Annotated in this window: 10 protein-coding genes, 1 other RNA gene and 1 pseudogene; 6 read left to right on the top strand and 6 right to left on the bottom strand. The window is 60.4% G+C overall.

Annotation, left to right across the window (positions count from 1 at the left end; translation table 11 throughout):
* Nucleotides 1–23: 23 nt before the first annotated feature.
* From P5689_RS13160 to P5689_RS13140, 5 genes are all read right to left on the bottom strand, one after another.
* Nucleotides 24–1,253 carry a histidine-type phosphatase gene (locus P5689_RS13160; RefSeq protein ID WP_285533505.1) on the bottom strand — a complete coding sequence of 410 codons (1,230 nt, stop codon included), beginning with the start codon at nucleotides 1,251–1,253 and terminating at the stop codon, nucleotides 24–26.
* Entirely contained in the window at nucleotides 1,250–3,844 is a 2,595-nt protein-coding gene (locus P5689_RS13155; RefSeq protein ID WP_285533504.1) for a TonB-dependent receptor, read from the bottom strand. Before P5689_RS13155 ends, P5689_RS13160 begins: the two co-directional genes overlap by 4 nt.
* A 108-nt stretch (nucleotides 3,845–3,952) precedes the next feature.
* Complete coding sequence (locus P5689_RS13150; protein WP_285533503.1) at nucleotides 3,953–4,840, bottom strand: DUF4880 domain-containing protein; 888 nt, start codon at nucleotides 4,838–4,840, stop codon at nucleotides 3,953–3,955.
* A complete protein-coding gene (locus P5689_RS13145; RefSeq protein WP_062164309.1) occupies nucleotides 4,837–5,343 on the bottom strand; it encodes an RNA polymerase sigma factor in 507 nt (168 codons plus the stop codon). Before P5689_RS13145 ends, P5689_RS13150 begins: the two co-directional genes overlap by 4 nt.
* Before the next feature lie 266 nt (nucleotides 5,344–5,609).
* On the bottom strand, nucleotides 5,610–5,909 hold the full coding sequence (locus P5689_RS13140) for a DUF2312 domain-containing protein (protein ID WP_051395789.1): 300 nt from the start codon (nucleotides 5,907–5,909) through the stop codon (nucleotides 5,610–5,612).
* Nucleotides 5,910–6,161: 252 nt separating this feature from the next.
* Between P5689_RS13140 and zwf the strand changes: the two genes are divergently transcribed.
* Both zwf and P5689_RS13130 read left to right on the top strand, forming a co-directional pair.
* Nucleotides 6,162–7,631 (top strand): glucose-6-phosphate dehydrogenase, encoded by a 1,470-nt coding sequence (gene zwf / locus P5689_RS13135; RefSeq protein WP_285533502.1) that lies wholly within the window; start codon nucleotides 6,162–6,164, stop codon nucleotides 7,629–7,631.
* 9 nt (nucleotides 7,632–7,640) lie between these two features.
* Complete coding sequence (locus P5689_RS13130) at nucleotides 7,641–8,114, top strand: hypothetical protein (protein WP_285533501.1); 474 nt, start codon at nucleotides 7,641–7,643, stop codon at nucleotides 8,112–8,114.
* A 28-nt stretch (nucleotides 8,115–8,142) separates the two neighbouring features.
* Here the strand turns inward: P5689_RS13130 and P5689_RS13125 are convergent, their stop codons facing one another.
* On the bottom strand, nucleotides 8,143–9,123 hold the full coding sequence (locus tag P5689_RS13125; RefSeq protein ID WP_285533500.1) for an alpha/beta hydrolase: 981 nt from the start codon (nucleotides 9,121–9,123) through the stop codon (nucleotides 8,143–8,145).
* A gap of 289 nt (nucleotides 9,124–9,412) precedes the next feature.
* Here P5689_RS13125 and rnpB point away from each other — a divergent pair.
* From rnpB to P5689_RS13105, 4 genes and pseudogenes are all read left to right on the top strand, one after another.
* An RNA gene (gene rnpB / locus P5689_RS13120) (RNase P RNA component class A) lies at nucleotides 9,413–9,809 on the top strand.
* Nucleotides 9,810–10,231: 422 nt separating this feature from the next.
* Nucleotides 10,232–10,707 (top strand): annotated as a pseudogene (gene mraZ / locus P5689_RS13115) (division/cell wall cluster transcriptional repressor MraZ); the annotation flags it as partial.
* Nucleotides 10,699–11,700, top strand: a complete 1,002-nt coding sequence (gene rsmH, locus P5689_RS13110; protein ID WP_285533497.1) for a 16S rRNA (cytosine(1402)-N(4))-methyltransferase RsmH — start codon at nucleotides 10,699–10,701, stop codon at nucleotides 11,698–11,700. The pseudogene mraZ and the gene rsmH, both read left to right, overlap by 9 nt.
* Nucleotides 11,697–12,710, top strand: coding sequence for a hypothetical protein (locus P5689_RS13105; RefSeq protein ID WP_285533496.1), 1,014 nt, complete (start codon nucleotides 11,697–11,699; stop codon nucleotides 12,708–12,710). Before rsmH ends, P5689_RS13105 begins: the two co-directional genes overlap by 4 nt.
* Nucleotides 12,711–12,783 lie beyond the last annotated feature (73 nt).

Here is a 12,783-nt window from a genome sequence, read left to right as displayed (position 1 = left end):
TGCCCTTCTCGGCCGCTCAGTTTCTAGCGCAGATCCCTCCCAGTGAGGGTTACAGAAAGAGGTTGAGCGGCACCGCCCTTGCCTTCCCTCAGGGCTTGCAGGGATTGATGGAATACCCGGGCGCGAAAGACGATCTGTCCTTTTCCATCGCGCCATTGCTCGAAAGCCAGTGTCGTGTCCGGAGCCGTGCTGTCCGGCTGATCACTGAAATGCCAGTCCAAACCATATCGGGCCGCCAATGCATCGAGCGTCGTGTCATGACCCGCGAAGGCGAGAAGCCGCGTTGCGGGTGAGACGATCGAACCATCCCCCAGCCTGATCGTCTCGCCCGCCATGAAGTGCGCGATGATATCCGCCATGACCGCGCTGCGTGCGGCTACAGCCACACCCTGACGGCGGACGAGCCTGGACAGATAGTCATGCACCGGGAGTAGGGTTGTCAGCAGAGCCGGATTGATTTTTCCAACCCATGCCTCACGGACTGATGCATCGGAGGTCTGGTCAAGGCTTTGCGCATGGATCAGCATCAGGTTTTCCGCGAGCGTTGCTGCCAGTGTCATCCCTCTGCCCAGCGAAGGCCGCCCTTTTTTCTCACTGACCACGAGGCCGGTTTTGAAACAGGGCCCCTGCCCCGTCTCACAGGCTTGGGGCGCAAAAAGCTGCTGCAACGCCGCCAGCCCGACATTCACGCTGTCAGGACGCGCCAGCCTGTCATTTCGGGCCAGTTGCGTCGCGTCCTGCGCCATCTGATCATGGTGCTGTTTCACGAATTCAGTCGTCACAGCGTCAAACACCGGATCATGCTGCCCGGCGGCAAGTGAGCGGGCCATGATTTCATGCCCCGGCGAAAGGGCATGGGCCATGATCTGCCCGCTCTCACGGGTGCGGTCATCGGCAGAATCTGCCCATATGAAAGGAGGCGTCGCCCCAAGGCAGGGAGACGTGTTGTGCGTGCAGGCGAGATCATAATAGCGAGCCACGCCCTGCATCATAGCATCGAGTGTGGCGCGGCCATGATCGGTCAGTTCGCCGGGGGCCACTGGCCAGGAGGGCCAGACAACCCCGGTTTCCTGTTCGAGGCTACGAGCATCATGCGTCGGGCTGCGTATCCCGTGCCGTGCGATCAGCACAACGCGTTCCAGTCTCGCTGGCGCTTCAGGCTCGACCGAAGAGAAAACAGGAGATGAGGCAGCTTGTGCTGTACCTGCACCACCCAGTGCCAACGCAAGAGAAAGAATGAGCGCGCGGTTCATGGCAGGGTGACCGTCAGGTTGAAGAACACAGAGCGACCCGCCAGACGCCAGTAGAGCGGTGCGCCATCGGGATAGCCCGCACTGGCGGCAGACTGGTTACCGGCAAAATCGCTGATGGCACGATTATTGAAGAGGTTGGATATCTTGAGGCTGGGCGTCACATCGCGCATGAAGCCCCCCAGCTTCTTGAAATGCCACCCCAGAGCAAGATCGGCCGTGGTGGTGCTGCCAATACGATACTGATTGGCAAAGACTGTATTGCCAGCGCTATCGGTAGTGCTGTCGAGCCCATAATGATTGCCGACAAACTTGCCGATAAGCGAAGCATAAGGGCCCTTATTGTCGTCATAGAGCACACCAAAAGAGGCGAGCACATTGGGGGTAGCTGCCACGCGCACTGAGCTGTGCTTGTACTGCGCGTCATTCACGCTGTAATTGCCATAAAGCGATACGCCATGACCGATGGCATATTGCCCCTCAACCTCAAGCCCCTTGTATATGGCGCCACCACTATTGACCGAAGTGCTCTGCGTGCCAAAGCCGGGCACCTTGATTTGCGCCGAGGCAATGAAGTTCGAGAAATTGATGTAAAAGGCGTCGAACGAGACCGTCCAGCGCTTCTGCTGCACCACTGTGCCGATCTGATAGTTCAGCGTGGTTTCAGGGCTGACATTGCCCACATTCTGGGTCTGGAACACGCTCATGGGCGGGGCCAGAAAACCGCGGGCAATCTGGGCGTAGGCACTCCAGCCCGGCAGGATGATCTGGTTTGCCGAGATCGAAGGCTGCCATGAGCTGAATTGCTGCGTCGCGTTCAGCGGCACCTTGGTCGATTTATTGACCGCCGCATCATAATCACGTCGGAAGTAGGAGTATTTGATGCCCGGCTTGATGATGGTGTTGCGGAATGGCTTCCAGTCGAATTCCAGATAGGGCTGAACGGTCGTGTTGAAATCCGAGATGTCATAGCTATAGGCCGAGCCATTCTTGCCGGGCACCATGATGCCGCCCTTCGTCAGATCGAGAGCATAGGTATAGCGTCGGTCGTCCTGCAGATCGGCCCAGGCGCCAAGCAGTACATCACCCTGCGACGTATGGGCCTTGAAGGTTAGTGTATCGCCATAGTCACGGAATTTCGCATCGGCATATTTGCCGGGCACGTCATTCTTGTAGGTGGCCAGCTTCTTGCCCGCAGCTGAATAGAAGGTCACGCCATTAGCGCCCGGATCATCCGAACTCGCGTCGGTGGACTCGGTGTAATCGTGTTCGAAGCCGTTCGTATAAAGACGGTTTTCGATTGTAAGCCAGGGCAGCACCTTGCTCTTGATATCGATGTAGTCGAAATCCGACGTGTAGGTGCTCGGCTGATACCCGGCATAGCATTGCAGCGCAGGATTGAAGCAGAGGCCATAATCCTTGCCGTATTTACGGTACTGGGCCAGCGTGGCCCCCTGCGTGGTGTTCTGGTTTTCCCAGTTATAGGTGGTCAGCAAGGTCAGGGTCGTGTTTTCCCCCAGTCGCGCGACATCCTTGAACAGCAGGTTGTTGCGCCGCTCCCCCGAGCCGGTCAAATATCCATCCGTCTCCTCATGCTGCAGATCGAGCACCATCGAGCCAAAACGGGTCTTGCCGGAATCGACCTCTACACCCCCGGCACGCGTGTTGAAGCTGCCATAGGTGCCATAGGGCGTGACCCCGAAATGCTGTGCAGGGGTGCGGGATTGAAACCCGATCGTCCCGCCAAAGGTCGCATTGCCTATAGTCGAGGCGGTGCCCGGCCCGCGATTGACCTGCACCTCACCCAGAAAATGCGAAATGAAAAGCGACGAGGTGGTGTGGTGCAGATCGCTGGCATTTCCAAAGGGGATACCATCGAACAGCATGTTGTACTGACCATCCTGAAAGCCACGCAGGCTCATGGTCTCGGCCTTGCCCATGCCGGGGCCGTTGGGGTTCTGTGTCCAGATGCTCGGCTGGAACTTGATGATGTCATCCACGCTTGCCAGTGGCACGATATTATTGGTGATGAAGCGCTTCTGGATGACCGAGGTCGGTTCGGTAATGGTCAGCGGCACGGTGGAAGGCGCAAGGCGCTCAGCCCGCCCGATGACCGTGATATGCTCCTGCCCGGTTTTGTCGTCGTGTTTGTCATGCGCGAAATTGCTGCCACGAGCGGCATTGGCGATCACAACAGTCCCATCGGGCTGGATATGCGCACTCAGCCCGGACCCACCCAGCAGACGCTCCAGTGCCTTGTCGAGCGTCAAGCGCCCTTTCAGCGCCGGAGCATGCCTGCCACGCACCTGATCGCTCGAAAACAGGATGTCGCGCCCTGACTGCCTTGCGAGGGCGGTCAGGGAGTCTTCAAGTGGTCCCGCGGGCTGACTGAACCCTGTGACCATACGCCCCTTCCCGGAGACCGCATCCCCTGCCTCTGTCTGCCGTACAGTGGAGGTCTGAGCCAGGCCAGGGAGTGGCCAGGCACAAAGCGACAGCAGCACCATCGCCAAACGTTGGCGATTCCTGCGCGGCTGCATGGCAGGAAGAGGGCATGAGGCAGGGCGATCAGAGGCATACAGGGCGGGAATCATCGAAGCGGGCTTCCGTCAGGGCACGACCGGATTGGTCTCTCCCTGGCGAGACGACAGGCACGATCAGGCCCTCATCTGTTTCGGTGTCGTTTCATCAAAGCTTAACAATCAGAGCTGCACGACCGAGATCAGATCGGGGGCAAAAACCACCCGCAACGGCAGGAGATGCGCCAGCGCCCGGAAAAAACGGGCCGGGTCATGGGTGTGAAAGACACCGCTGATGCGCAGAGGGGCAAGCGAGGGCGAAACAAGCCTGACAGGACGATCGCTGTAACGGGCCATCTCGTTCAAAGCCTGCGCAAGCGGCGTGCCATGAAACACGGCGCGCCCCTCACGCCATGCCAGCAGATCATCCAGCCTCCCGGGCCGCTGGGTCACCAGACGGGTCTGCCTGTCATATGCAAAGACCTGCCCTGCCTGCACAACATGCGACGCGCCGGGTTTCTCCAGCCTTGCGCTTCCCTCCAGCACCGCAAGCGTCATGGCAGCGTTCGTCACATCCAGCGCATAACGTCCACCACGCCCCGACACGGCCCACGAGCAACAGCCGAATTGTGCCTGCAGCCCGAATGGCGCGGCCATCACCTCATAGCGCCCCGCCTCGAAAACCATGCGACCGGTGCGCGGCGCGATTACAAGAGAGCTGCATGCATCCATCTCCACGCGCAGCCCGGATGCCATGACGCGCCGATGCTCGCCGCGGCCCGTACAGATCGTCCGCGCATCTGCCACGTTTGCCGCAACACCGAGACTTGCCCCAAGCCCGACGATACCGGCCACGACGCCACGACGCGACAACGGCAGGGAGACGCTTCCCTGACGCGACCGTGCAAACTGCCCGCCCTGCCAGATCTGTGAGACGAGGTTATAGGCCTGATGATGCGCCTCTTTTTCCTCAAGCCACGCGTCGAAACGCCTGCGGTCAAGGTCGGAACACCGGTCGGACATAAGACGCGCCTGCCAGTTTGCCGCCTGTTCGATTTCTGCCGGTGTCACGCGTCCACCGCTGTATCGGTCAGGAGCGCCATCGCCAGATGGGCAAGGGCTCGCGCCATGGATTTTTCGATCGTGCTGACACTCAGCGAGAGGGCCGCGGCAATCTGGCTGTAGGTCAGGTCATCCAGACGATGCATCAGGAAGATACGCGCCGTGCGGGGATCGAGCGCATTGAATGCCGTGCGCACGCGCCTCAGTTGCTCGCGACCCAAGACGATGCGTTCCGGTCCCGGCGCAGCACAGACGGGCTCTGCGCTGGTATCATCGTCCAGCGATCCCACACGCAGCCGTGCTTCGCGCCGAGTGCGGTCGATGGCGAGATTGCGTGCCGCGCGCAGAACATAGGCTTCGGGATGTTCGATGCCGTCCAGCCCGCGCTCGAACAGATGCATGAGCGCGGTCTGAAGCAGATCATCTGTATCGTTGCGCCGGTTCTGACGCCGGATACGCTCGTGCAAAGACGTCCAAACGGACTGTCTGAGGCACCATTCTGCCGCTGACATCGCCATCCTGACCGTAATGAAACAACCGGAACGGGGCGTTTCATATCAATGGCCGTTGCCAAAGTCAGGGAGAGATAGATCGTGTCTTTAAATCTTCATGAAACCCGGCACAGGCCCTTGCTGCCCTCAGCAGGATCACAGTGCGGCCCGGCAGCAGCGCGCTGACGCCCTGCCGGGTCGCGCGCCTGCGAAACCGGCCTCGTGAAACCGGGGGCTCCGGAAACGGGCATCAAAAAAACATGCCCGGTTCGTGTTAGTCAGACGCCTTACATTCCAAGCGCGCGGCGATAGATATCAAGCAGCGTCTCCTGCTCTTCAATCTCATTGGGTTCTTTCTTGCGCAGCTTGATGATGTTCTTGATGGTTGCAACATCGAACCCGGCTGACTTGGCTTCGCTGAAGATATCCTTGATGTCGCCTGCCAGCGCCTTGCGCTCTTCTTCCAGACGCTCGACGCGTTCGATAACGCTGCGCAGGCGGTCAACGGCAATGCCACCTACATTCGAGTCAGGATCGGCAGCCTGACGCGCGCGGCTGGCGGCGGCTTCGTCAATATCAAAAGGCATGTCAGACATGGTGACCTCGAAAACAGGGGTTGCACACGGCCCGGTCGGGCCAGAACAGCCACAGATGCACGCAGCTGGATTTTGCAGGCACTTGCGAAGAACGGCGGCTTATCGCGCCGGTATAGGCCGGGTCAACGCATATTGCGAGGGAACGACCGACCATCTGGCGGCTTTGCTTTGCTACCTTTACCCCGTCCGGGCACGCATGTCATAAGACCGCACTGCCCCACCCAGAACCGGAGAGCCAGGAAGATGACCAACTGCCACCAGGTCGCCCCATTCGACTATGTCATTTTCGGCGCCACCGGCGATTTGACCATGCGCAAATTGCTGCCCGCCCTCTATTACCGTCTGACCATGGGACAGGTGCCGGATACGGCCCGCATCATCGGCACGGCACGCTCCCCGCTCAAGCGCAGCGAGTACCAGACGCGTGCACGCGACGCACTCAAGCGCTTCGTCAAAACCGATGATTTCGACGAAGACACGGTCGATCGCTTCCTGGACATGATCCACTACGTCAGCCTCGACGGCTCCAAGCCCGACAGCAACTGGGCAGGTCTGCGTGAGGTGCTCAGCCACAAGGCAGAAGAGCATGTGCGCGTATTCTATTACGCCACGGCTCCTGACCTCTATGGCGCAATCTCGAAGAACCTGCACCACGAAGGGCTGATCACCGATGACAGCCGCGTCGTGCTGGAAAAGCCGATCGGCATCGACCTCAAGACTGCCGAAGAGATCAATGAAGGTGTTGGTCAGTATTTCAAGGAAAGCTATGTTTTCCGCATCGATCATTATCTCGGCAAGGAAACCGTCCAGAACGTGATCGCCCTGCGCTTTGCCAACCCGCTTTTCGAGGCGGTCTGGTCGGGTGAGCATATCGAGTCCGTGCAGATCACGGCAGGTGAGCTCGTCGGCGTTGAAGGCCGCGCTGCCTATTACGACAATTCCGGCGCCCTGCGCGACATGGTGCAAAACCATCTGCTGCAGGTGCTCTGCCTGGTCGCCATGGAAAAGCCGGACTCCCTGCAGGCCGATGACGTGCGTGACGCCAAGGTGGCTGTCCTGAAGTCGCTCGTGCCGCTCGATGCCAGCACGCTGCCTACCAGCACGGTGCGTGCCCAGTATACGAAGGGTCATAGCAAGGGCGCGACAGTCGATGGCTATCTCGACGAGCTCGGCCATGACAGCAACACCGAAACCTATGTTGCCCTGCGCGCTGAAATCGACAGCCCGCGCTGGAAGAACGTGCCGTTCTATATCCGCTCGGCCAAGCGTCTGAAAGCCAAGGTCAGCGAGATCGTGGTGACGTTCAAGCCATCCGCCACCAAGCTGTTCCCCTCTCAGCCGGAGAAGAACGTGCTGGTGATCCGCATCCAGCCGGATGAGGGCGTGTCGTGGCAGTTCAACGTCAAGAACCCGCTCGATGATGATTTCGGCCTGTGGGAAACCAACATGGACGTGCATTTCGAGCGCGAATTCTCGGTCCGTTACCCCGATGCCTATGAGCGCCTGCTGCTCGATGCCGTGCGCGGCTATCCAGTGCTCTTCATCCGTCGTGACGAGGTCGAGGCCGCATGGAAGTGGGTCGCGCCGGTCATGGATGCCTGGGCAAAGAACGAAGTGCCGATGGCGCATTATGCGGCAGGCAGCTGGGGCCCCGAGGAAGCGCGTCAGATGCTCGCCCGTGACGGGCAGATCTGGCACGAAGACATGGAATAAGGCATCCCCTTGGCCTCTGAACCCAAAATACCCTCGCAGCCCGGCGCGCCCAGACTTGGTTCGGGCCGCCGCAAGCCCCGCACGCTCAAGCAGCATCTACTGCGCCGCCTGATCGTGCTGGTGCCCGCCTCGCTTCTGGCCATTCTCGTCATGAAAATGGGGTGGCTGGATCAGGCGGCGGACAAGATCCAGTTCGACCGCCTGGCCTGGTTCGACAACACGAAGCTGGTCGAGCATCTGCGCGTCATGGTCACGCATAACGGTATGACCGACGTGCCTGCCAAATGCCTCGTGCCCATTCTCAATGGCAATGATCCGCCAGATGCAACGCGTATCGATTTCATGCAACGCAGCAATGATGGCTGCCCCGGCAAGCCGGGTACTTTTGACCGCCTGTTCACCATCAAGGTCAATCGTGCCGATCGCATGCTGGCAACCGACCAGGGTACACCCGGCCGGTTCCATGCCATGTCGCAACAATAAAGAAAGCCGGGCCCTGAGCCCGGTTTTTTTATTGCGCCTTCCTGTACCGCGCGAATTGCGCGCGCAGATACGCCCCGCCAAGCCGCAAGGCGTGTCGCCCTTCGACCACGACAGCGTAGAAATTCAGAAAGCCGTGAATGGCTTTTGCACAGCAGACAAGGCGCACTCTTACTCCCGCCTCACGCAGCAAGGTCGCATACAGTTCACCCTCACCTCTCAACGGGTCGAACCCGGCCGTCACGATCATGGCAGGAGGCGCCGCTGACAGATCATCTGCGAAAACTGGCGCAAAATCCGGGTCGAGCATGTCACGGTCGCGCCGGATATACTGTCGGCCATACCAGTCGAGCAGACGCGCCGTGAGCATAAACCCTTCCGCGTAGACAGCGCGGCTTGAGGGTGACCAAAGGCCCGAGACCGTGGGGTAGTAAAGAAGCTGGGCGACCACGCGCCGCATGCCCTCCACTCCAGCACGGCGAGCGAGCACGGCTGCCAGATTTCCGCCCGCGCTGTCGCCACAGACAGCGATGGGCAGGTCACGCATCCCGGCCTGTTGATCGAGCCATTTCAGGGCCGCCCATCCGTCCTCGACGGCCGCCGGATAGGGATGTTCCGGGGCCAGCCGGTAATCCAGCGACAAAACCATCGCGCCTGCATGGCGCGCGAGACGGCAGCACATGCCGTGATGCGACACCAGATCGCAATGGACAAATCCGCCACCATGCAGAAACAGGATGACGCCCGTCACCTTGCCTCTCGGGCGATATAACCTCGCCGGACGCACATGCTCGCCGCATGGGATATCGAGACTCCGCCACGACTTTATCTGCAAGGCAGAGAGAGCCTGCGGAAAGCTCGGCATGCCCGTCATGCGGCGCAGGGCAGCGAGCGATTCCGGGGTTAGGTAGTCTGGCATGGGCAGACCATCACGCCCTTTTGCGGCGCGCTTGAGCCATGAAAGGAAGATCCTGTAGGGCAATCCGGGACGAGCAACGGGCAAATCAGTCATGAACTGACCCTAGCACAGGATGCCTGCATGTAGCCGGACTTCAATCAACAGCCCCTGGCGCGACAAGCTTCACTCTCTCGCGAAAGACGATCACACGGATAATCGGGATGAGGCGGATATTCCCCTCACGGCGCCATGATATGGCTCCCCCGCTCTTCATGCCGGGTGCAGTACCTGCCAGAAGCCGCCTCGATTTCAGGTATCGTATGCTGGTTGCGTGAGCCGGAAGTGGACAAAAAGCACGGTGTCACGCTTGACCCACTCGCCCTGTTGGGTCAGGTTGCGCCCGTCAGACGGTCGGGCGATCGCTGTTGCGCCGGTGCGAACCGTCGTGATGGAGGAAAGTCCGGGCTCCACGGGAGAACGATGCCGGCTAACGGCCGGCGGGGGTGACCCTAGGGAAAGTGCCACAGAAAACAAACCGCCTGCCCGGCCCTCGGGCTGCAGGCAAGGGTGAAACGGTGCGGTAAGAGCGCACCGCTCCTTCGGTAACGCGGGAGGCAGGGCAAACCCCATCGGGAGCAAGACCGAATAGGAATGGCGGATCCGTCCCTCGGGATGGGATCAGAGGCTCTCCCGCCTTGTCATTCGGGTTGGTTGCGTGAGGCCGGTTGCAAGACCGGTCCCAGAGGAATGATCGCCCCGCTTTCAGCGGACAGAACCCGGCTTACAGACCGTCTGACACTTAGTTACCGGCCGCACTTGCGGCACCAATACCGGCATTGCCGAAGAAATATTCCGAAATAGTCGGCTGATGTAAATAAGCGCCAAATATACGCTTCTTTTACGCTTTTCGCCCCAATCATGCCTCAATCACGGTGCGGATTGCCACAATAGGAACATAACAAAAACGCCTCATCGATGAATTGATTCATTGGTCTTTGATTTTGATCCAGAACATATCAAGAACACTCATCTTTGCTCTGTTTAAAAAACTTGGAAATTCCGTCGTTTCTTGTTGCGAATTGTTTGACGTCCCATGAAATCCCATGATATCCCAAAACCATCCCAAGCGGCTTTTCCGACATGACGCTCGAAGTCCTGTCCCGTGTCGGGTCCGAAACATCTGCGGCAATCACTCCAGGACGAAGGGGAGGCATCGAACGGCGTGAGTGTGTTCCTCGGCACGCATCAGAACCGCTTCGACGCCAAGGGCCGTGTGTCCATTCCGGCTTCCTTTCGCGCGGCCCTCAGGGCTCAGGCGCAACCCGATGAGAGCCTTGTGATTCTCCGCCCATCCCATCTTCATCCCTGCATCGAGGCGTGGCCCAGCGCCGCGTTCGCCACGCTGGCAGGTCCGGTGGAATCGCTCGATATCTTCTCTGACGATCATGATGACCTGGCCGCCAGTCTCTACGCTGACGCTTACCCGATCGACGCCGACAAGGAAGGGCGTATTATCCTGCCAGACGTCCTCAAGCGTCACGCCAATCTCGTCGACGAGATTTCATTCATGGGTCTGGGGCGCGTGTTCCAGATCTGGGAGCCCGAAGCCGGCGCCAGGCGTCGTGAGGAAGCGCGTGCGCGCGCTCGACGCATGACCAGCCGCCCCGTCACGCACGGCGAGGTGGCGTCATGAACGCCCTTGCACCGCTCGCCATGCTGACTCGCCACGACCCCGGCCATGTGCCCGTGATGCTGCCAGAGGTGCTCGATGCGCTCGCGCCACGTGATGGCGGACGTTATGTCGACGGCACATTTGGCGGTGGGGGTTATACGCGCGGCGTCCTCGCGCGTGCCGCCTGCACTGTGTGGGGAATTGATCGCGACCCGACGGCTATTGCCCGTGCCGCCGAGCTCGCCGCAGAACTGCACGCTCATGCGCCGGGCCGAGCCCTTGTGCCTGTTGAGGGCACATTCGGCGCCATGGCCGAGCTTCTGAGTGATGATGCGCCGTTCGATGGCATCGTGCTCGATATTGGCGTCTCATCGTATCAGCTTGACGAAGCCGAGCGTGGCTTCTCTTTCCGCCATGACGGTCCGCTTGACATGCGCATGTCCCGTGCCGGTCGCTCAGCTGCGGATCTCGTCAATGAAGCGGATGAAGCCGAGCTGGCCGATATCATCTATCACTATGGCGAAGACCGCATGTCACGCCGTATCGCCTCAGCCATCGTGCGTGCGCGTCAGGAAGAGCCGATCCGCACAACGGCGCGCCTTGCGGATATCGTGCGTAGCGTCGTGCGCCCTGACAAATCTGGCATTCATCCCGCCACGCGCAGCTTCCAGGCGCTGCGTATTGCCGTCAATGACGAGCTCGGCGAGCTACAGCGTGCGCTGGACGAGGCCCCCGCCCTTCTGGATGAAGGCGGAAAACTGGTCGTGGTGACCTTCCACTCCCTTGAAGATCGTCTCGTCAAGCGTGCCTTCGCGCAGGCTGCCGGACGGGTAAGCCGCCCGTCACGCCACGAGCCCATGGCCGAGCGTTTCGTCACGCCCGACTATGTTCTGCCCCATACCCGCCCCGTTCTCGCCTCTGACGAGGAAATCGGACGCAACCCCCGCTCGCGCAGTGCCAAGCTGCGCAGCCTTCTCCGTACCGCACCATCAGCCTCTGTTAGGGGGTCTTCTTCATGATCCGGCCGTTTACGATTCTTTGCGCGCTTCTCGCTGGTGGTTCGGGAATGTTTCTCTATACGAAGAAGCACGAAACAACGGTCCTGGACCAGAACATCACATCGGTTGTCCAGAAGACCGAGCGCGTAAGACAGCAAACCGCCATGCTGCGCACGCAATGGGCCCTTCTGAACCAGCCGGATCGCCTGAGCGCCTTGTCATCGCGCTTTCTTGGACAGCTTCATCCGATGGCACCCACGCAATATGTGCGGCTTGCCAGCATGATCGAAACGCTGCCTGCGCCTTCCACACGTCCGGCCTTTCATGATCCGCGCGAAAGCCTGAGCATTGCGGTCTCGCAGGCGCCGGCGGCCCCCGTGGCTCGTGCCTCCGATCCCGCCCCTGCCCCCGCAGCGCCGGCACCCAAGGTCAGCAGCCCCAAGGCGCAGACCCCACGCGACACTGCGGCTCTCATAGCGAGTGCCGAGCCTGCTCATCATCACGCGCCGGTTGTAACACCCACTGTCGCACCCCCGGTGGTGGCACCACGCGTCATGGTCGCATCGGTAACGCCGCGCGTGGCTACAGCAGCACGTCCGGCACTTTCTGCGCCCCATACGGTTCGGACCCAGAACGTCTCCTCGCACCCAGCCATCGAACTCGCGCAGGAAACCCCGCGTACCCATGTCGTGTCTGACGAACTCGGCCAGACCGGCCGTCACAAGTCACGCTATGGTGCCGTGGTTCATGCGTCGCCACGCGATGCCGCTGCCCGTGACAATACAACCCAGTCAAGCGACGATTCAGACCTCGCCGTACGTCTGGCCAGCTTTCGTGGTAACCGCCCGCAGGCGACCCCGGCAACGTCATGGCACAGCGCGCGCGAGGCCGCCTCTCACAGCGCGCACACCAGTCATGACATTGCCATGCAGTCTCCAAAGCCGCATCATGTGCAAAGCGATTCCGGGTCTTCATCGGCGCTGGCAGGCTATGGTGATGCCTTGCCGCCCCCGACCCCACTCGCCAACTGAGCGGATATGAAAGCGGCTGAGCATGGCTGGCAGGACACCCCCACCCTCTAACAGGTCGGGCCATCGCAGCGGC

The organism is Asaia sp. HumB (assembly GCF_030263835.1).
Lineage (GTDB): Bacteria > Pseudomonadota > Alphaproteobacteria > Acetobacterales > Acetobacteraceae > Asaia > Asaia bogorensis.
Note: the sequence above shows the minus strand (reverse complement) of the source record. Positions and strands in the feature narration are given on the sequence as shown.